At 72.8% G+C, this 18,901-nt stretch carries 18 protein-coding genes and 1 pseudogene; 13 read left to right on the top strand and 6 right to left on the bottom strand.

Features of this window, described 5'->3' with window-relative positions:
• Window positions 1-17: 17 nt before the first annotated feature.
• Both ACZ601_RS03065 and ACZ601_RS03060 read right to left on the bottom strand, forming a co-directional pair.
• Complete coding sequence (locus tag ACZ601_RS03065) at window positions 18-1,163, bottom strand: STM4014 family protein (protein ID WP_469533807.1); 1,146 nt, start codon at window positions 1,161-1,163, stop codon at window positions 18-20.
• Window positions 1,164-1,323: 160 nt separating this feature from the next.
• A complete protein-coding gene (locus tag ACZ601_RS03060) occupies window positions 1,324-2,274 on the bottom strand; it encodes an STM4015 family protein (RefSeq protein ID WP_469532356.1) in 951 nt (316 codons plus the stop codon).
• A 175-nt stretch (window positions 2,275-2,449) separates the two neighbouring features.
• Here ACZ601_RS03060 and ACZ601_RS03055 point away from each other — a divergent pair.
• Both ACZ601_RS03055 and ACZ601_RS03050 read left to right on the top strand, forming a co-directional pair.
• Window positions 2,450-2,771 (top strand): annotated as a pseudogene (locus ACZ601_RS03055) (hypothetical protein).
• 101 nt (window positions 2,772-2,872) lie between these two features.
• Window positions 2,873-3,874 carry a DUF6745 domain-containing protein gene (locus ACZ601_RS03050; protein WP_469532355.1) on the top strand — a complete coding sequence of 334 codons (1,002 nt, stop codon included), beginning with the start codon at window positions 2,873-2,875 and terminating at the stop codon, window positions 3,872-3,874.
• A gap of 61 nt (window positions 3,875-3,935) precedes the next feature.
• Here ACZ601_RS03050 and ACZ601_RS03045 read toward each other — a convergent pair whose 3' ends face one another.
• Together ACZ601_RS03045 and ACZ601_RS03040 are read right to left on the bottom strand one after the other, a co-directional pair.
• Window positions 3,936-4,526: a TetR/AcrR family transcriptional regulator gene (locus ACZ601_RS03045; protein ID WP_440579078.1), complete on the bottom strand. Its 591-nt coding sequence runs from the start codon at window positions 4,524-4,526 to the stop codon at window positions 3,936-3,938.
• A gap of 125 nt (window positions 4,527-4,651) precedes the next feature.
• Complete coding sequence (locus ACZ601_RS03040; RefSeq protein ID WP_469532353.1) at window positions 4,652-5,860, bottom strand: glutamate dehydrogenase; 1,209 nt, start codon at window positions 5,858-5,860, stop codon at window positions 4,652-4,654.
• A 256-nt stretch (window positions 5,861-6,116) separates the two neighbouring features.
• Between ACZ601_RS03040 and ACZ601_RS03035 the strand changes: the two genes are divergently transcribed.
• Window positions 6,117-6,557 (top strand): PPOX class F420-dependent oxidoreductase, encoded by a 441-nt coding sequence (locus ACZ601_RS03035; RefSeq protein ID WP_311301960.1) that lies wholly within the window; start codon window positions 6,117-6,119, stop codon window positions 6,555-6,557.
• 99 nt (window positions 6,558-6,656) lie between these two features.
• A complete protein-coding gene (locus tag ACZ601_RS03030; RefSeq protein ID WP_440579076.1) occupies window positions 6,657-7,919 on the top strand; it encodes an MBL fold metallo-hydrolase in 1,263 nt (420 codons plus the stop codon).
• Window positions 7,920-7,992: 73 nt separating this feature from the next.
• Here the strand turns inward: ACZ601_RS03030 and ACZ601_RS03025 are convergent, their stop codons facing one another.
• Complete coding sequence (locus ACZ601_RS03025) at window positions 7,993-8,571, bottom strand: XRE family transcriptional regulator (protein WP_469532351.1); 579 nt, start codon at window positions 8,569-8,571, stop codon at window positions 7,993-7,995.
• A gap of 47 nt (window positions 8,572-8,618) precedes the next feature.
• Between ACZ601_RS03025 and ACZ601_RS03020 the strand changes: the two genes are divergently transcribed.
• The 9 genes from ACZ601_RS03020 (at window position 8,619) to ACZ601_RS02980 (ending at window position 16,818) form a co-directional block, all read left to right on the top strand.
• Complete coding sequence (locus ACZ601_RS03020; protein ID WP_469532349.1) at window positions 8,619-9,452, top strand: class I SAM-dependent methyltransferase; 834 nt, start codon at window positions 8,619-8,621, stop codon at window positions 9,450-9,452.
• A gap of 111 nt (window positions 9,453-9,563) precedes the next feature.
• Entirely contained in the window at window positions 9,564-10,556 is a 993-nt protein-coding gene (locus ACZ601_RS03015; protein WP_469532348.1) for an ArsR/SmtB family transcription factor, read from the top strand.
• Between the two features lie 218 nt (window positions 10,557-10,774).
• Window positions 10,775-11,488: a C39 family peptidase gene (locus ACZ601_RS03010; protein ID WP_469532346.1), complete on the top strand. Its 714-nt coding sequence runs from the start codon at window positions 10,775-10,777 to the stop codon at window positions 11,486-11,488.
• Window positions 11,489-11,516: 28 nt separating this feature from the next.
• Window positions 11,517-12,506, top strand: coding sequence for an alpha/beta hydrolase (locus ACZ601_RS03005; protein ID WP_469532344.1), 990 nt, complete (start codon window positions 11,517-11,519; stop codon window positions 12,504-12,506).
• A gap of 328 nt (window positions 12,507-12,834) precedes the next feature.
• On the top strand, window positions 12,835-14,745 hold the full coding sequence (locus ACZ601_RS03000; protein ID WP_469532342.1) for a sensor histidine kinase: 1,911 nt from the start codon (window positions 12,835-12,837) through the stop codon (window positions 14,743-14,745).
• 7 nt (window positions 14,746-14,752) lie between these two features.
• Complete coding sequence (locus tag ACZ601_RS02995) at window positions 14,753-15,187, top strand: roadblock/LC7 domain-containing protein (RefSeq protein WP_311301952.1); 435 nt, start codon at window positions 14,753-14,755, stop codon at window positions 15,185-15,187.
• A 2-nt stretch (window positions 15,188-15,189) separates the two neighbouring features.
• On the top strand, window positions 15,190-15,561 hold the full coding sequence (locus tag ACZ601_RS02990) for a DUF742 domain-containing protein (RefSeq protein WP_185092623.1): 372 nt from the start codon (window positions 15,190-15,192) through the stop codon (window positions 15,559-15,561).
• A complete protein-coding gene (locus ACZ601_RS02985; protein WP_469532339.1) occupies window positions 15,539-16,234 on the top strand; it encodes a GTP-binding protein in 696 nt (231 codons plus the stop codon). Before ACZ601_RS02990 ends, ACZ601_RS02985 begins: the two co-directional genes overlap by 23 nt.
• Entirely contained in the window at window positions 16,231-16,818 is a 588-nt protein-coding gene (locus ACZ601_RS02980) for a GAF domain-containing protein (RefSeq protein ID WP_073734458.1), read from the top strand. Before ACZ601_RS02985 ends, ACZ601_RS02980 begins: the two co-directional genes overlap by 4 nt.
• Before the next feature lie 100 nt (window positions 16,819-16,918).
• Here the strand turns inward: ACZ601_RS02980 and ACZ601_RS02975 are convergent, their stop codons facing one another.
• Entirely contained in the window at window positions 16,919-18,865 is a 1,947-nt protein-coding gene (locus tag ACZ601_RS02975; RefSeq protein WP_469532337.1) for a DUF2264 domain-containing protein, read from the bottom strand.
• Between the last annotated feature and the right edge of the window lie 36 nt (window positions 18,866-18,901).

Below are 18,901 nucleotides of genomic sequence, written 5' to 3'. Positions count from 1 at the left end.
TGACGCCGGACGGGGGATCAGGATGCTGCGTCGACACGGTGGTTCCCTGCTCTGTTCAGTACGGCGGCGACCTGCGCCGCATAGGTGTCCAGGCCCTCGGCGCCGCTGCCGGGCAGACCGGTCAGGCGCGGCAGCAGATCGCCGAAGGCGTTGACCTCACCGACGGCGAACCGCCGCCAGCCGGTCGAGGGCAGCAGGTCGACGCCCACGCACAGCGTGTCCGGGAAGGCGTCGGCCGCCCGCTCGCACACCGCCAGGGCCGCACGCCAGCTGCCGCCCGCCGCCGCGACGGCGGCCCGCGCCTCGTCCAGATCGCCGCGAGCCCCGCCCAGGTGCAGATTGGTCATGGGGGAGCGGCTGGTGCGCACGACGGCGTGGGTGGCGCGGCCGTCAACCACCACGACCCGCAGATCCGCGGCCCGGCCGTGCTGGGAGGCCTTCGGCAGCCAGCGTTCGACATGCAGACCGTCCGGTGCGAGCGCGTCGACGACCGCCGCGACCTCGCCCTCCGTCGTGAGCCGCCGGACCCGGAGCGAGTTGTGGAGCCGGCCGGCCCCGTCCCGCTCGACCGAGGTGGTCGCCCTCACCCGGCCAGGACCGGCCGTCTCCACGGCCAGCACCCCGGAGGCGGACGACCCGTGCGCGGGCTTCACGAACACCCTCGGCATCCCGCCGTCCGCCATCAGCCCGCGCACATCGGCCCAGCCACGCACGGGCGGCGCGGCGGGGCCCGAGGTGGGCGAGGCGGGCACCGGCACGCCGGCGGCGGCCAGCACGCCGTGACACAGGCGCTTGTCGAACAGCACCGCGATGTCGCCGGGGTCGTCCAGCAGCACCGCGCCCGCCCCGGCCGCCGCCCGCGCCACCTCCCGTACTGCGGAGGTGAACCGCGCGTACCAGCGGGACGAACCCTCCACCCTGGTCGGGTCCTCGACGCCCCGCAGCAGCCGCTCGACCTCGGCGTCCTCACCGGGGGAGTCGATGCGCACGGTCTCCCCGGGCAGGAAGACCGCGGCCCCGTTCAGCACGTCGAGCCAGGTCACGACGCGGGCCGGGGACAGACCGGCGGCGCGCACGGCGTCCTGGAAGAGGCCGACGCGGCGATTGCCCGGATTGCCCACGACCGCGAAACGCGGCGGCGCACTATTCACTGACCGCGACAGAGCGGGCTCTTCGCCCTCGGGGTCCCAGTAGTCCGGCCCGTCGTGATCGAGGCGGGTGGGCCCTGACCCCCGCCGGGTCGACCGGGTCGAGGAAGTGCTGACGCTGCCCTGTGCGGACGGCGTCGGGGCGCCGGCGCCGCCCTCGCTGTTCACGGCCGTATCACTCCGACACCGTGGTGTAGCGCCCCTCGGGCCCGCCGTCGCCCCACGGTTCGCAACGTTCCGACAGATCGACCCGCACCCCGTGCGGTTCCAGGGCGTCCGAGACCCGGCGCTCCATCTGCTCACTGAGGAAGTGGTGGTGCAGATCCAGCACTTCGAGGTGAGTCAGCGGCTGGCCCTCCAGCAGTGCGGCCGCGCCCTCGTCCCCGAGGGTGCCGCAGGACAGGTCGAGCGTGCGCAGCCGGGCCACGAGCGGGGCCGAGGCGACGGCCGCCGCGATCTCGTTCTCCACCTCGCTGTTGCGCAGACCGAGATGGCGCAGGGCCGGGAGCCTGGTGCCGGAAAGCAGCGGCGCCAGATCCGCCACGTCCACGTCGCCGCCGTAGCCGGACACACCCAGCCAGAGATCGAGCCGCTCCAGCGCGGGCAACTCGCTGTCCAGCACGCCGCGGACCACCTCGACCGGCAGCCCGCCCGTCTCGATGGTGAGCGAACGAAGGCGCTCGTGCCGGGTGGGCGGGAAGACGAGTTCGGATCCGCCGCGCACCCCGAACTCCACCAGCGCGGGGTAGGCGGCGAGCAGGGCGGTCACATCGCTCTGCTGGATCCAGGAGATCTCCGCCTCCTCCATCGTCAGATCCCCGACGAACACCGCCTCCAGCGACGTCAGCCGGTCGGCGGCGGCCGTCACGAGACCGATCGGATAGGACGAGTCCTCCTCGTACGCCTCGCCCCACTGCCCGATGACCAGCGCCCGCACCCCGGCCGGATCGACCGCCGCCAGGAACGAGGCGAACTCCTCCTCCCAGGTGCGCTCGTCCTCGTACGGCTCGACGAAGACGCGCCAGGCCGCCGCACCGGCGGCCGGCCGGCTCCCGTCGCTCGCGTCGTGCTGGAAGTCGACGGCCGGAAGGCCGAGCAGCTCGTGCAGGTGGTCCACATCGGACATGGCCCTGGGCTCCTGGTGACGGTGACGGAATGATGTCCGCAAGGTCTATCAACAGCCACTGACAACGGGCGCACCGGCCCCGCCGCCCGGTGCCTCACCGCCGATTGTCAGACCCCCGCCGTAGCGTTTTCCACGTGGCCGGCACAGCGGGTGCCGGTCCGGAGGGGAGACGTCTGTGTACCGGCAGGGCGATGTGCTGATCATGGCGCTGGAGGAGTCCGAGGTGCCGCCGAACCTGCTGGACGCACCGGGCGAACTGCGCGACGGGCGGGGCCGGCTGGTGCTCGCGCTCGGTGAGGTCACCGGCCACGCCCACGCGGTGCCCGGTCCGGCTGATCCGGGAGGCCGGGGTGTTCGGCCCGATGCTGCTCCACCTCCCCGACGGGGGACGGGTGGTGCACGAGGAGCACGCGGTGATCCCGCTGCCGAAGGGCTGGTTCCGCGTGGTGCGCCAGCGGGAGTACGCGCCGGGGGCGGTCCGCGTCGTCGCGGACTGAGCCGCCCCGCCGGCCGGGCCCGAGGGAGCCGGCGGCGAGGAGTGGCCGGAGAACGTCCGGAACAGGAACCGGAACAGGGAAGACAGGGGACGGGGAGAAACATGCAGTACGTGGACTCATGGCGGGCCGTGGCGGCGGCGACCGGTGCGGCGGACCGGTCGGCGGCGGAGGACGGGGTGCGGCTCGCCTACCGCAGCGCGGGTCTCGCCGAGCCGGCGGAGTTCGTCTGGGCCGATTCGCCCAGGGAGGCCGTCGGGCTCGTGCGGAAACTGGCCGACGCGGGACGCTCGGTCCGCGAGGAGATCAGGACCCGGCCCTGGGCGGACGAACGGCGCCGGATGTACGACGAGTTGGGCCCAGCCGGCTGGTCCGCGCTCTGGTCCGCCACCGGCGCCCAGCTGTGGGAGACCACGGCGGCGCTCGCAGAGCGGATACGGGCCGCTGTCGTCACAGAGGCGGCCGAGCGGCCACAGGACGAGCCGGATTTGCGGCTGCTCCTCCTCGACGCGGTCCTGGGCCAGCACGACGCGGCCTGGCTCGCCGCGTTCGACGGCCGGGGCGACCGGCTCGACGGACTGGCGGCGGTGGCCAGGAACGCGGGCTGGTGGTGGCCCTACGAGCGCACGGTGGTGATCAGTGAGCGTCCCGAGGAGCTGTACCGCGACGAGGCGGGCAGGCTCGACCGGGGCGACGGCCCCGCGCTCTCCTACCGGGACGGGTTCGGGCTGTACGCCTGGCGCGGCATGCCGGTGCCCGCCGCCTTCCTGGCGGAGCTGACCGCGCTCACCCCCGAACGGATCAGGGCCGAGGAGAACGCGGAACTGCGGCGCGTGATGCTGGAGTTCTACGGATACGACCGCTACCTCACCGAATCCGGCGCCGAACCGGTCCACCGGGACGAGACGGGCATCCTCTGGCGGATCGCGCTGGACGGCGACGAGGACGTGGTCATGGTCGAGGTGGTCAACTCCACCCCGGAGCCGGACGGCACGCACCGCACCTACTGGCTGCGGGTGCCGCCCTCGGTCCGGACGGCGAAGGACGGCGTCGCCTGGACGTTCGGGCTGCGGGGCGAGTCCTACGCACCCCTGCGGCAGACCTGACGGACGGCGGGCGGATGGACGGGCGGACGGGGCGGCCGCCGGGCCAGGGCCCGGCCGTTGGTCAGGCCGTCAGCGCCGCGTGGTCGATGCCGAGTTCACGGGCCAGTGCCTGCTCTGTCCACTCCAGCATGGTGGCCCGGGAGAGCGGGCCCGCGTACGAGGTCATCTGCACGGCCAGGCCGTCCAGCAGAGCGGTGAGCCGCCAGGCCACGGACATCGGGTCGTCGCAGTGGAACTCGCCCGCGGCCGCGCCTTCGTCGATGACCTCGGCCAGCTCCGCCTTCCACTGCTGGTCGAGGTCGCCCGCGACCGTGCGCAGCGCGGGATCGCGGATCGATGCCGCCCAGCCCTCGATCCACAGCCGCCAGCCCTTGGCCTGTCCCGTCGGTGCGTACCAGCGGACGGCGGCGCGCAGCCTGCGCACCGCCGTGGTCCGGCGGGTCAACAGCTTGCGCAGATGGGCGAGATCGGCCTCGGCCGCGTGCGCGAAAGCGGCGGCGACCAGCTTCTCCTTGGTGGAGAAGTGGTAGAGCACGAGTGCGTTGCTCACGCCGAGGACGGAGGCCACATCGGCGATCCGTACCGCCGCGACGCCGCGCACCTCGATCTGTTCCACGGCAGCGCGCAGCAGCTCCTCGCGTCGCTCCGCCACACTCAACCGCACTCTGCCCACGGCGCCACCCTAACAACGGCCTTGCCGGGGAAGGCCAGAACCGCGATCCGCCCGGTGGCCGCAGAGCCGTGATGCGTCCGTACGGGCGGCGGTCGCGCGCCGGGTCAGCGGTACCAGCCGAAGCGTTCCGCCATCACCGGCAGCCGGTCCGCGACGACGGCGTGGGCCGCCGCCCTGGGGGTGCAGCCGTCTGCGGCGGCCCGGCTCATCACCAGCTCGACGAGCGCGCGCATCGAACTGCGGGTGTGCGCGAAGGCCTCGTCCGCGTCGGCGCCGATGTCACCGAACAGGGTCCACCACCACCAGGCGTTGGTCCCGGAGTTGACGACGACATCGGGCAGCACCGTGATCCCGCGTTCGGCGAGCAGCGCCTCGGCCTCCGGCAGCACCGGCATATTGGCCGCCTCGACCACCCAACGTGCCCTGATCCTCGACTGGTTCCCGGCGTCGACGGCGTAGGAGATGGCCGCCGGAACGAGCACCTCCACGTCCTGTTCCAGCCAGGCCCCGGCGGGCAGCTCGCGGTCGGCCTCGCGCAGGGCGCCTCGGTCGACGGTCCCGTGGGCGTCCCGGGCGGACAGCAGGGCCTCGACGTCGAGGCCGGCCGGGTTGGCGATGGTGCCCTTGACGTCGGCCACGGCGACCACCCGGAGTCCGGCGCGCGACAGGAACCTGGCTGTCGCGCCGCCCATGGTGCCGAGCCCCTGCACGGCGGCCCGCGCCCCGCCGTACGCGATCCCGTCCCGGTCCAGGGCGGCGAGCGCCGACTCTGCGACCCCGCAGCCGCCGACCAGCTCGTCGAGGCCGATGCCGTCCACCTCGACGGCGAAGGCGTCGGCCAGTCGCCGCCGGGCGGCCGGCTCGTCGTCGAGCAGCGGATAGACGGCCTCGATGGAGGAGACGAGCCCGGCCTCCGCGGCCGCCCGGTCGACCAGGTCCTGGCTGAGGCCCAGGTCCTCGCCGGTCGTCCAGATCGTCTCGACGTACGGGCGCACGGCGCGCAGATAGCGGACGAGGACGCCGTAGGCGGCCGGATCGCGGGGGTCGCAGTCAATGCCGCCCTTGGCGCCGCCGAGGGGGACGTAGCGGACTCCGGTGCGGTCCGCGTCGAAGTGGAGGGCTTCCTTCATCGTCATGCCGCGGGCCAGTCCCGCCACTTCTTCGAGCGTGCAGCCCGCGCGCATCCGCAGCCCGCCGCTGGACACCCCGCGCACCAGCCGGTCGACGACCAGGTGTCCTCGGTGACCGGTGACGTGGTCCGTCCAGGTCAGTGAGATCAGCGGGGCGGGCGGGGTCACCGCGGGCGTCGTCATCGGAGTTCTCCTGGGTCACTGCGATCGGGGCGGGCCCGGCGACGGTGCGGCGGACCCGGGGCCGTACGGACCGGGTGCCCGTCGGGCCCGCGATCTTTACTGAATCGCGAGTCAGTATCGAGACGATCCGGCGCCGCTGTCAACGCGGCCCGCGCCGAAGCGGGGCCCGCCGGCCGGATGCGGTCGCGCGGGCCGCGGGACGTATGCCGGACGCGTAACGCGGAATCCTGCGGAGGGTCCGGACGTTGGATTCGGCATGACGGGAATCGACGCACATCAAGATGCGCTCCTTCGGCTGTTCTCGGAAGGGAACAGCGGTGTACTGGTCACGCTGAAGCGGGACGGCAGGCCCCAGCTGTCCAATGTCAACCACTTCTACTATCCCGACGAGCGCATCGTCCGGGTCTCGGTCACCGAGGACCGTGCGAAGACCCGGAACCTGCGGCGGGACCCGAGGGCGAGCTACCACGTCACCAGCGAGGACCGCTGGGCCTGGACGGTCGCGGACGGCACCGCGGACCTCACCCCGCCGGCGGCAGACCCGGAGGACGCCACCGTGGCGGAGCTGATCGCTCTCTACCGCGACGTCCAGGGCGAACACCCGGACTGGGACGACTACCGCCGGGCCATGGTCAGGGACCGGCGGGTCGTACTGCGTCTCCACGTCGAGCACGCGTACGGGCAGCCGCGTGGCTGAGGCGGGCCCTGCGGGCCACCATCCTGTTGGGTGTTCTGCTCTCGCACTGTCGTACCCCCTGTCCATAATGAGATGACACCGACTCCCTCAGGAGATCTTGTGACCGGCGCTGACTCCACGTTCTCGCTCCGTACCAGACTGCGTGCGCTGCGGCCCGCCGACTTCGGGGCCGACCCGGGCGGCCCCCGTATGGAGCGCATTCGCCGTTCCCCGAATTTCGTCGACGGGTCCTTCCAGAACCCGGTCGGGGCGCGGATCAGGCCGTCGGGGTCCGCCCTGGAGTTCGCGAAGACGTACTTCCGCAAGGAGGAGCGGGTCCTCAGATCGCCGACCGGTGATGTACCGGTCCATGCCACCACTCTGGCCGATCTCGCCACGCCTCCTGTCTCCGGGCTGCGGCTCACCTGGATGGGGCATTCCAGCGTGCTCGCGGAGATCGACGGCCGGCGGGTGCTGTTCGACCCGGTCTGGGGCGACCGCTGTTCGCCCTTCGCCTTCGCGGGCCCAAAGCGCCTGCATCCCGCACCGCTGCCGCTCGGCGTGCTCGGTCCGGTCGATGTCGTGGTGATCTCGCACGACCACTACGACCACCTCGACCTGCCGACCATCCAGGCGCTGGCCCGTACCGACACGGTCTTCGCGGTGCCGCTCGGGGTCGGGGCGCACCTGGAGCGCTGGGGCGTGTCCCCCGACCGCATCCGCGAGCTCGACTGGAACGAGGACACGCAGGTCGCCGGGATCAGCCTGACAGCCACCCCGGCCAGGCACTTCTGCGGCCGGGGCCTGCGCAACCAGCAGCACACCCTGTGGGCTTCCTGGGCCGTCGCGGGACCCGAGCACCGGATCTACCACAGCGGCGACACCGGCTATTTCCCCGGCTTCAAGGAGATCGGCGCCGCACACGGCCCGTTCGACGCCACCATGATCCAGATCGGTGCGTACAGCCAGTACTGGCCCAAGGACCACACGGGCGGCAGGCCGGAGCCCGGTGCCTGGCCGGACATCCACATGAGCCCCGACGAGGGGGTCCAGGCCCATCTGGACCTTCAGGGCGACGATCCGGCGGCCGGCGTCATGCTGCCGATCCACTGGGGGACGTTCAACCTCGCGCTGCACCCGTGGGCCGAGCCCGCGGAATGGTCGATGCGTGCCACCCAGGTCGCGGGAGTCACGATGGCGGCTCCGCACCCGGGCCGCCCGTTCGAGCCCGCCGATCCGCCGGCCGTCGAACCGTGGTGGCGCGGTGTGGCGGCGGAGCCCGTGGCGGGCTGGGGCAACTGGCCCCCGGTCCACGTACCGCTGCCCGGCGGAGCCGTGACGCCCGCCCCCGGCCGTGACCGCGACCCGGCGGCCCAGGCCTGAGCGTCGGGGTGTCCGCGGTGCGACGCGCGCGTGCCGCGGACACCCCGACGTGCCGGTTGACCGTCGGCGGGGCTCACCCCGAGGGGTGGAGGTGCGTGCGCTGCCCGTCGTGGTCGAGGATGCACAGGATCTCGGCCGGCCCGCCGTGCGCCTTCACGGCGTGCGGGATCATGGTGGAGAACTCGGCGGCCTGACCCGTTTCGACCCGGATGGCGCGCTCCCCGAGGATCAGCGTCACGGTCCCCGACAGGACCGTGAACCAGTCCTTGCCCGGATGCACTCCCAGCCGGTCGGCCCCGGGGCCCCTGGCCTCGTCGGTGATGCGCATCTTGGCGACGGTGGCACCGGCCGGCCCGGAGCCTCGGTTCAGCACCCAGGTGGTCAGCCCGCGCTGCTCGTCGCGCTGTGGTCTGATCACGACATCCTCGTCGTCGGCGCTCTCCACCAGCTGATCGAGCGAGATTCCCAGGGCGCGGGCCAGTGCCGTGAGCTGGTCGAGGCCGATGCGCCGGTGACCGGTCTCGATCCGGCTCAGGGTGGAGGGGCTCAGGAAGGCGCGCTCCGCGAGATTGTCGAGTGACCAGCCGCGGGCCCGCCGCAGACTCCTGATCCGCATGCGCACCGTGCTGTCCAGATCGCTTTCTTGCGTCATGCGCAAGAGCATAAGCGCTCTGCGCAAGCCAGGGATATTGTCGGGATATGAACACCCCCGCCACGCATACGGCCGCCACGGACACCGACACCACCGCCGCCATGGCCGAGATCCTGGAACTCGACGCGGAGGTCCTGGGGACGTACCTGTCGGAGCTGACCACCTGGCTGGGTGAACTGTCCGACCGGGAGCCGGTCCGCATCGTCGACCTGGGCAGCGGAACCGGGACCGGTGCGATCGCCCTGGCGCGGCGCTTTCCGCGCGCCGTTGTCTCGGCGGTGGACGTCTCCCCGCAGCTGCTCCAGCGCCTGTCGGTGAAGGCGTCCGGACTGGGACTCACGGACCGGGTCCGCGGCGTACAGGCCGATCTGGACCGGGACTGGCCGGCCCTCGGCGCCGCCGACCTCGTCTGGGCGGCCGCCGCACTCCACCACCTGGCCGACCCGGACAGGGTGCTGTCCCACGTGTTCGACACCCTGCGGCCGGGCGGACTGCTGGCCGTCACCGAGATGGACTTCTTCCCCCGCTTCCTGCCCGAGGACATCGGAGTGGGCCGGCCGGGCCTGGAGGCCCGCCTGCACGCCGCCCTGAAAGGGGCGCCCGCCGCCGGCTGGACGGGCCACCTGGCCCGCGCGGGCTTCACGTCGGAGGCCGAACGCGCCTTCGTGATCGACCTGCCCGCCCCGCTGCCGGGCGCCACCGCCCGCTACGCCCAGGCGTGCCTGCGGAAGCTGCGCTCCCACCTCGACGGGCAGCTCCCCGCCGAAGACCTCGCCGCCCTCGACGCCGTCACCGACGACGAGAGCCCGCACGGCGTCCTGCGCCGCGACGACCTCACGGTCCGGACCACTCGGACCACCTGGGTGGGCCGCCGCCCCTGACCGCCCGTCGGGCGTCGGCGCCCGCACGGCCGGGCGCGGGTCGAACGGCGGTACGCTGCCGTCGGGAAGCGGGTACGGCGTCGGTGCGCCTGCGCCTTCGAGGGAGCGGCCATGCTGCGGGTGCACTTCACCCCCGAGGACCTGGGGCGGATCCGGGTGGCACCCGGTCCTGACTTCCTCTGGGAGATCAGCAACAGCGTGCAGACCCTGCAACGCCGCGACGGCGAAAGGGTGTTCGGCGCATGGCGCCGCTGGGTCCGCCCACGGCTCTCCGCGAGCCCCCGGCTGCTCTCCCCGCTGCTGCCGCCGCGCGGGTACTCGCCGGACTTCCTCACCCCCACCGCCGGCGACCGCGCGACCTTGCAGGCGGCCGTCGACACCCTGATGAGCACTCCGCGCCCACGGCTGCGCACCGATCTGACGCACCTGGCGGCCACGCTCCAACTCCCCGGCTGGGTGAACTCCCTGGCCGGCGGGGACGCCGACGCCCTCCGGCAGCTCGGTGAGGCGCTGCGCACCTACCAGCAGGAGGCGCTCGCCCCGTACTGGCAGCGCGTCCACGCGCACATAGACGCCGACCGCGCCCTGCGCCTGCGCAGCCTCCTCGACGGCGGCACCGAGGGGCTGCTGGCCGGGCTCGGGCCGCAGTTCCGCTGGCGCCCGCCCGTACTGGAGGTGGCATACCCCGTCGACCAGCAACTCCGGTTACAGGGGCGGGGAATCGTGCTGCAGCCGTCGTTCTTCTGCTGGCCCACACCGATCACCCTGGCCGACGGGGACCTGCCGCCCGTTCTCGTCTACCCCATCCACCACGCAGAGGACTGGGCCGGTCCCGCCCCCGCCCGGCCTGCCGGGGACGCCGGGCCGCTGGGCCCGCTGCTCGGCCGCACCAGGGCGCGCCTCCTGCGCGCGACCTGTACCGGATGCTCCACCGTCGAGGCCGCCCGGCTCCTGGACGTGACCCACCCCGCCGTCAGCCAGCACCTCAACGTGCTGCGCGCGGCCGGTCTGGTCGCCACCGTGCGGGAGGCCGGCCGGTCCATCCACGTCGCGACGGCGGAGGGGCGGGCGCTGCTGGCCGCCGCCGGGCGGGCGAAGCGGTAGCCGGCGGCGGGACAGGGCCCCGTAAGCCTGAACTCTCGGGGGACAGGGCCCCGTAAGCCTGAACTTTCGTTCCTTGCGCCGTCCGTCGGCCGGGCACGACGCTGGCCCCTGCTGCCGGACCCGGCCGTGCCGCGCGGAGCCGCGGCGTTCACCGGCCGAGTGCCTTCCCGGCAGGCGTACCTCCCGCAAGGCCCGTCCCCCCACTCTCAGGAGCCTTTATGCGCAGGAGACTTGTATCCTCCGCGATCGCCGTCGTCGCCGTCGGTGCTCTCCTCCACCCCGGCATGGCCCAGGCATCGCCCGTACCGCACACCCCGCCGGTATCCGTGCTCGCCCACGGGACGAAGGCCGGTACGGCCGTCGTCAGCGGACAGAACGCGCCCGGCACCCGGCTGAAGGTCGACGCCGGGCGTACCAGCAGCGGGCACTGGCTGGAGATCGACTACCAGGTCCAGGAGACCGGCTACTGGTGCGGTCCGGCCGCCACCCGCATCGCCCTCTCGGCTCGGACGGCCCCGCCCAGCCAGGGCGTCCTGGCCGGACAGCTCGGCACGACCGAGGCCGGCACCGACCACATCGGCCAGGTCACCGGCGTACTCAACGCCAACCTCGGCGGCGGCTGGTACGAGACCAAGGAGATGCCGAACGACCCGCCCACCCAGGCCCAGCGGGACCTGCTCTGGAACGACATCGTCTTCGACATCGACCGCAACTACCCGCTGGTGGCCAACATCGTCGCCCCGCCCGGCAACCAGCCGCCCGGCTACCCCTCGGACCAGACGATCTACCACTACTTCACCGTGTTCGGCTACGACGACGTGGACCGCACCGTCCTGATAGCCGACCCCGCCTCCTTCGGCGGCAACCAGATCTACTGGATCTCCTTCGATCAGCTCGCCACGCTGATCCCGCCGAAGGGCTACTCGGCGTGACCCGTTCCCTTCCCGCCAGGAGGCCGTGTTGAGCAGCTACCGTCCCACCCGCAGAAGCGTCATCAGGGCCGCCGGTGGGATCTCCGCCGCGATGGCGCTGGGCACCGAGGGCATCCTCGCGGCCGCGTCCCCGGCCGGTGCGGCGGGCGACGGCTTCGGACTGCGCGTCGTGGAGCGCGGCGAGGCCGATCCCCGCATGTGGTACTACCGGTTCGCGACCGACGCGATCGGCTGGAGTCCGGGCGTCAACGTCCTGCTCCCCGACGACTACCACACCGGCGCACGCACCTACCCGGTCCTCTACCTCTTCCACGGGGGCGGTACGGACCAGGACTTCATCACCTTCGACCGTGCGGGCATCCGGGACTGGACGGCCGGGAAACCCCTCATCGTCGTGATGCCCGACGGCGGGCACGCGGGCTGGTACTCCAACCCGGTCAGCTCCAACACCGGCCCCCGGAACTGGGAGACCTTCCACATCGGCCAGCTCCTTCCCTGGATCGACGCGAACTTCCGTACCTACGCCGAGTACGACGGCCGTGCCGTCGCCGGATTCTCGATGGGCGGCTTCGGCGCCCTGAAGTACGCGGCCAAGTACTACGGCCACTTCGCCTCGGTGAGCGCCCACTCGGGCCCGGCCAGCCTGCGCCGCGACGCCGGACTGGTCACCCACTGGGCGAACGCGTCCTCTGCCGCCCTGGACCTGGGGGGCGGCACGGTCTACGGCGTACCGCTGTGGGACGAGGCCAGGGTCAGCGCCGACAACCCGGTCGAACGGATCGAGAGCTACCGGAACAAGCGGGTCTTCCTGGTGGCCGGCACCAGCCCCGACCCGGTCAACTGGTTCGACACGGCCAACGAGACCCAGGTGCTGGCCGGCCAGCGGGAGTTCAGGGCCCTCCTCGGTGACGCCGGCATCCCGCACGAATGGTACGAGGAGCCGGGCGGGCACATGATCCGCGCCGCCATGGTCCGCCGCGACCTCGACGGCATCGTCGCCCGGCTCCGCAAGGCCTGAGCGGATACGTCACAAAGCCCCCTCGACCCCGCCAACCGTCGAGGGGGCTTCTCGCGTGCTGCCGGGGACATGGCCGGTAACAGCCGCATAGGCGTACGTACTTAATCGGTCGCTCGTGCGAGAGGTCATACCAGAGCGGGACGGATGGCGGGCAAGTTCCGCAACTGCCCGCCGCGCCCTCGTCAAGGACGACTACCGTGTGTGTCCGGTGATCAACGGTGGGCTCATATCCCGGAGCCCGTCCGGCCGATGATCCAGGAATGACCGACCACCGTAGGTGCCACCACATGGATACCGATTCCTGGGGCCCCACGTACCGAGGACGCTGATGTCTCAACTTCGCGCACCCGACGCGCGACCGGAACGCCGAGAGAGCGGGCGGCACGGCCGACCGGGCGCCCGTTCCCACTCGGCCGCGGCCAGACCGCGCGCTGCCCAGCCGTCCCCCGAGGCGCGTATACGCCCCCAACTCCTGCGCACCGCCGTGCTTCCGGCCCTCGCCGTCATGCTGACCGGCGCCGCGGCCGTCATCCTCACGGTCCGCTCCACCGGCACCGCGCCGTCCACCGAGCTGTGGACCGCGCTCGGCGCGGCCGCGGCACTGGCGGTCGCCGCCGTGGCGGCGGCCTTCCTCGCCGCCAACCGCGTCGCCACCACCGTCCTCGGCCGGTGCTTCGCCCTGCGCCGGGCCAGCGCGCAGGGTCAGGCCGAACTGCAGCAGGTGGTGGAACAGCTCCGCAACGGCGAACCCGTACCCACCCGCCGGGCCCCGCAGCCCACCGTCCCCGGCAGCGACGCCTTCGAACTGCTGGCACAGGAGCTCGGCCGCCAGCAGGAAGCGGCCGTGGCCGCCGTCGTACAGGCCTCCCGGCTCTCCGAGCACACCGGCGAGGACCAGAAGGTCGAGGTCTTCGTCAACCTCGCCCGTCGGCTGCAGTCACTCGTGCACCGGGAGATCCAGCTGCTCGACGAGCTGGAGCACGAGGTCGAGGACCCCGATCTCCTCAAGGGCCTCTTCCAGGTCGACCACCTGGCGACCCGGATCCGCCGGCACGCCGAGAACCTCGCGGTCCTCGGCGGCGCCGTCTCCAGGCGGCAGTGGAGCAACCCGGTCACCATGACCGAGGTGCTGCGCTCCGCGATCGCCGAGGTCGAGCAGTATCCGAGGGTCAAGCTCGTGCCGCCGATCGACGGCACCCTGCGCGGGCACGCCGTGGCCGACGTGATCCACCTCCTGGCCGAACTGGTCGAGAACGCCACGGTGTTCTCCGCCCCCCAGACCCAGGTGCTGCTGCGCGCCCAGCACGTCACGGCGGGCCTCGCCCTGGAGGTGGAGGACCGGGGGCTCGGCATGCCGGGCAACGAGCAGAAGCGGATGAACGCCCTGCTCGCCGACCCCGACCAGGTCAATGTCGCCCGACTGCTCCAGGACGGCCGGATCGGGCTGTTCGTGGTGGCCTCGCTGGCCCGCAGGCACGGCATCGCCGTACGGCTGCAGAGCAACATCTACGGCGGCACCCAGGCCGTACTGGTGCTTCCGCAGTCCCTGCTGGGGGCGGAGGACGACACCGCGGCCGGCGAGGCACCCGCCCCGCCTCCCGGCCCCGTGCACCGCCCGCCCCCGCTGGACGAGGCCGCCGCCCCCCGCGACCTCGGCCCGGCCCCGGCGCCCGCCCCCGAGCCGGAGCGCCGGCCCTACGTGCCGCAGCAGCAGCAACTGCGGATGCACCAGCCGACGCGGCAGACCCGGCGTCAGGGCGAGGGCCCGCCGCTCCCGCTGCGAGCCGAACGCCTCGACCGGCCCACGCCCGCAGAGGCCCGCCCCGGCATCCGGCCGGCCGACGACGCGGTCCCGGCGCTCCCTCCGGAGACCGGGGTCGTACGCGGCACGATGGACCGCCCGCAGCTTCCCCGTCGCGCGAACCAGGAACACCTGGTCCCCCAGCTCAGGGAGGCACCGGTCCCGCGCACCGAGGAGGAGCCCACCCTGCACGACCCGGGCCTGGTGGCGGCCTTCCGGCGCGGCATCGACCTCGGGGAGGCCCGAGCGGAGACGGAGCCGGGGGCCGAGTCCGTACCGGAGCCCGGCCCCGGGGTGGATCCGGCGGCGGTGCCGGCCGCCGGGACACCACTGGACCCGCTTCCGGTCCGGGGCGCCCCGGCGCCGGGACAGCTCCTGCGGACCGGCTCGTACCACAGCGACCAAGACCCACTCGACGCGAACACCTCCAAGGAGTAGATGCACCATGGCGACCGATATGCCGTCCGGTCAGGTCTCGGACCTCGACTGGCTGCTGAGCGGGCTGGTACAACGCGTGCCGTACACCCGCAGCGCGGTCCTGCTCTCCGCCGACGGGCTGGTGAAATCCCTCCACGGCATGGACGCCGACAGCGCCGACCACATGGCGGCGCTGGCGGCCGGGCTGTACTCCCTCGGCCGCAGCGCCGGGGCGCGGTTCGGGGACAACGGGGAGGTGCGCCAGGTGGTGGTGGAGCTCGACTCGACCCTGCTCTTCGTCGCCACCGCCGGTTCCGGCACCTGTCTGGCCGTGCTCGCCGGGCGGAGCGCCGACGCCGCCGTACTGGGCTACGAGATGGCCATGCTGGTCAAGAGCGTCCGGCCCTATCTGATGACCCCGAACAGACAAGCGGCCGGGGTGCCGGGCGCCACGGGGCTGTGAGCGTGTCGGCCACCCAGGACGCGCCGTTGCTCGACGATGCGGCGGGCCGCCTCATCCGCCCTTACACGGTGAGCGGCGGCCGCACCCGCCCCACCACCGTGCTCGACCTGCTCTCCCTGGTGATGGCCACCGGAACCGTCCCGCAGGTCCACCTCGGCCCCGAGCACTCGGTGGCGCTGGGACTGTGCGGCGGGCCCACCTCGGTGGCCGAGATCGCCGCGCACCTGCGGCTGCCCGCGGTCGTCACCAAGGTGCTCCTCTCCGACCTGGTCGACTGCGGAGCGGTCACTGCGCACCCGCCCGCCTTCCATGACATGCCCACCGACCGATCCCTGCTGGAGGCAGTGCTCGATGGCTTACGACGACAGCTCTGACGGTTTCGACGGCTCCGCCCCGTACCCGGGGTCCGGGAGCCCCGGAAACGTCGGCTACGCGCAGGAGCCCAGCAGCCCGGAGGGCTTTCCCGTCGCGCTCAAGGTGCTGGTCGCGGGTGGATTCGGGGTCGGCAAGACGACGTTCGTCGGCGCGGTCAGCGAGATCGCGCCGCTGAGCACGGAGGAACTGCTGACCCAGGTCAGCGCGGCGACCGACAGCCTCGAAGGCATCGAGTCGAAGACCTCGACCACGGTGGCCATGGACTTCGGCCGCATCACGCTGGACGAGAGCCATGTGCTCTACCTGTTCGGCACACCCGGGCAGGAACGGTTCTGGTTCATGTGGGACGAGCTCTCGCAGGGCGCGCTCGGAGCCGTGGTCATCGCGGACACCCGCAGGCTGGAGGAGTGCTTCGCGGCCGTCGACTTCTTCGAGCGGCGTGGCATCGGGTTCATCGTCGCGGTCAACGAGTTCGACGGCGCCTTCCGCTACGGCCCCGAGGAGGTGCGGGCCGCGCTCGACCTGACACCCGCGGTACCCGTCGTCCTCTGCGACGCCCGGATCGCCAGTTCGGGGACCGGCGCACTGGTCACCCTCCTCCAGCACCTCATCAACGCCACCGCGGAGCCGGCCCCGCTCTCCGGCCACGGCAGTTTCGGAGTCCATACGTGATCCCGCACGCCATCGGACGGATGCTGCTGACCCCCGTCGACAGCGACGCCCCCGTCCGGACCCAGCGGCTGCGCAGCCTTGACCTGGGGGAGCGGAGCGACGCCTCGTTCGACAACTTCGACGCCTTCGCCGACCGGGTGGCCGAAGTGACCGAAGTGCCCTTCTCGATGGTCAACTTCATCGACGGCAACCGGCAGTTCTACGCCGGACTGCACACCCCCGCAGGCACCCGCAAGGGTGCCGACCTGGGCGCCACGGCGGCGGGCAGCGGCCGCAGCGGGCGCTATGTCGCCCTCGACCACGGATACTGCCCGCACGTCGTGGTCCGGCGAAGAGCGCTGGTCCTGGAGGACGTCTGCGACTATCCGAGGTTCGCCGGGAACCCGGTCGTCGACGACATAGGCATCCGCTCCTACCTCGGGGCGCCGCTCATCGACCGGACGGGGATCGCCCTGGGCGCCGTCTGCGCGGTGGACACCGTGCCCCGCCCGTGGGGGAGGGCCGGGCTCGACACGATCAAGTCCCTCGCACAGGAGCTGATCGGGCACATCCACAGCCGGGAGGACAACAGCATCGGGATCTGACCCGCCCCCGTCGGCCCAGGGCTCCGGCCGGCCGGCGCCGGTCAGACCCCGACTCGGCCCCCTCAGGAAGGTCAGACTCCGACCCGGCCCCCCAGGAAGGTCAGACCTCGACCCGGCTCCCGTCCAGGAAGGTCAGGACCACCGCTTCGCCGTCCACCCGCACGCGCACCGCCGTCCGCAGCGCCTCCGGATGGACACTGTCGCGGGAGAGCACGACGAGCGACACCTGCACGCTCCGGCCGCCCGGACGGGGCGCGCTGCGCAGATACGGGACCGCCGAGTGCGGCCCGTACGCGTTGGACTCGACATCGCGCGCCACCGCCGCCCCGTCGGCGCCGCCGTCCCACCCGTACAGCGCGACCACCGCACTGGTCAGCCCGTCGGCCGTGCGGGCGAGCGCCCAGTCCGGCCCCGAGGAGGCGAACGGGCCGGTCGGACCGGCGACCGCGTGGCCGCCCTCCCGGATCACGGCGCCCTCGGGCGAATCGACTCGGTGCACCCGGATCTCCCACGGTCCGTGCAGCACGCTCGTCGTCCCGATCCGGTACGCGCGCGCGTCGCCCGGCAGCCGCGCCGCAGACCAGGACGCGGCGACACGGCCCTCGCAGCTCACGGGATGGATCCGGCGGCGGCGGGAGGGGGTGCCGTCCGGGGCGATCAGGGACAGCTGGTTGTCGATGTTGCGGGCCAGGGCGTGCGGCGCGGACTCCGGCGCGGTCGCCGTCGAGTACGCGAGCTTCGCGTAGTGCGGGTCGTCCTCGCCCGCGCCCCGGTCCGGATCGGCTTCGGGTGAATCGGCTCCGGACGGACCGGCTTCGGGCGCGGGCGGGTTGTGGTCGCTGCCGTGGTTGACCAGCCGGACGATCCCGTCGTGTCGGGTGCCGTGCAGCAGCCAGCCCGGTGCGGGCAGCGCGGTGTACGTGTCGGACTCCTCGACGGGAAGCGGGAGTTCGCGCGCCGTCCACACCGCGTGGTCCGCCGGGAGCAGCAGCCCGAGGAAGCCCTTGCTCGCCCAGTACGGTGAGGCGGGTCCCGAGTACGGCTGGGTGGACGGCAGGAAGGTGTCGTACCAGCCGAGCGTCAGCAGCCCCCGCTCGTCCGGCACCCCGCGCTCCACGAAGTGCCGCAGCGTGCCGGAGGCGAGCCGCCGGGTGAGTCCGGGCGCCAGCGGCGTGCAGTCCGCGAGCGCGCCCATCCACACCGGGGCCAGCGAGGCGAAGCGGTACGCGAGCGAACGGCCCTGGTGGACCGGGGCGCCGTCAGCGCCGAAGAAGTGCGGGTAGTCCTCCAAGAACCGGCTGAGCCGCTCCCGGTAGACCGCGGCCCGGCCGCCGTCGTCGTCCGGCCCGGCGATCCGTGCCCACAGCAGCGGGTACAGATGCATCGCCCAGCCGATGTAGTAGTCGAAATTGCGGCCGTCCCCGTCGGTGTACCAGCCGTCACCGACGTACCAGTCCTCGATCCTGTCGAGTCCGCCCTCGATGTCGGACCTGCTGTACGGGGCGCCCACAGAGGCGAGGAACTGCTCGGACACCACCTGGAACAGCCGCCAGTTGTTGTCCCAGGTGCGGCCGCCGACGAACCCGGAGAACCAGTCGACGACCCGCTCCTGTACCCCGGCGTCGAGCCGGTCCCAGATCCACGGCCGGGTCTCGTGCAGCGCGACCGCGATGGACGCCGCCTCCACCATCTGCTGCGAACAGTCCGTCAGTCGCGGCCAGGCCTCACCGCTGCCGGGATCGGTGCCGGCGGCGAGACCGGCCGCGTACCGCTCGGTCAGCGCGGGGTCGACCGCCCCGCCCGCGCCCGCGATCCGGCAGGCGGCGAGCAGGAACGACCGGGCGAAGCCCTCAAGACCGTCCGAGACGACCCCCGACCAGCTGCCCCGGCCGGGCAGCCGGTACTGCGCGAAGCCGGGTGTGGCGTACGGCGTCAGCGCGTCCAGCATCCGGTCGGCGGTCGCCTCCCAGTGCGCCCGGGTCCAGCCGGTACGTGACGACAGGACCCGGTCGGTCGGCGGCAGTTGCAGATGCGGGGCGACGGACATGGTGGCGCTGCTCCTCGGGGTCGATGCTCAGAAGGG

Source organism: Streptomyces sp. NPDC104307, assembly GCF_055584045.1.
This window is presented reverse-complemented; position numbering and strand designations above follow the sequence as displayed.

Coding starts and splice junctions, on each gene's coding strand:
- ACZ601_RS02975 (WP_469532337.1), bottom strand. CDS start 18,865: ATGTCCGTCGCCCCGCATCTGCAACTGCCGCCGACCGACCGGGTCCTG.
- ACZ601_RS02995 (WP_311301952.1), top strand. CDS start 14,753: ATGGCGACCGATATGCCGTCCGGTCAGGTCTCGGACCTCGACTGGCTG.
- ACZ601_RS02985 (WP_469532339.1), top strand. CDS start 15,539: ATGGCTTACGACGACAGCTCTGACGGTTTCGACGGCTCCGCCCCGTAC.
- ACZ601_RS03015 (WP_469532348.1), top strand. CDS start 9,564: ATGCTGCGGGTGCACTTCACCCCCGAGGACCTGGGGCGGATCCGGGTG.
- ACZ601_RS03060 (WP_469532356.1), bottom strand. CDS start 2,274: ATGTCCGATGTGGACCACCTGCACGAGCTGCTCGGCCTTCCGGCCGTC.
- ACZ601_RS03000 (WP_469532342.1), top strand. CDS start 12,835: ATGTCTCAACTTCGCGCACCCGACGCGCGACCGGAACGCCGAGAGAGC.
- ACZ601_RS03050 (WP_469532355.1), top strand. CDS start 2,873: ATGCAGTACGTGGACTCATGGCGGGCCGTGGCGGCGGCGACCGGTGCG.
- ACZ601_RS03035 (WP_311301960.1), top strand. CDS start 6,117: ATGACGGGAATCGACGCACATCAAGATGCGCTCCTTCGGCTGTTCTCG.
- ACZ601_RS03010 (WP_469532346.1), top strand. CDS start 10,775: ATGCGCAGGAGACTTGTATCCTCCGCGATCGCCGTCGTCGCCGTCGGT.
- ACZ601_RS03020 (WP_469532349.1), top strand. CDS start 8,619: ATGAACACCCCCGCCACGCATACGGCCGCCACGGACACCGACACCACC.
- ACZ601_RS03040 (WP_469532353.1), bottom strand. CDS start 5,860: ATGACGACGCCCGCGGTGACCCCGCCCGCCCCGCTGATCTCACTGACC.
- ACZ601_RS03025 (WP_469532351.1), bottom strand. CDS start 8,571: ATGACGCAAGAAAGCGATCTGGACAGCACGGTGCGCATGCGGATCAGG.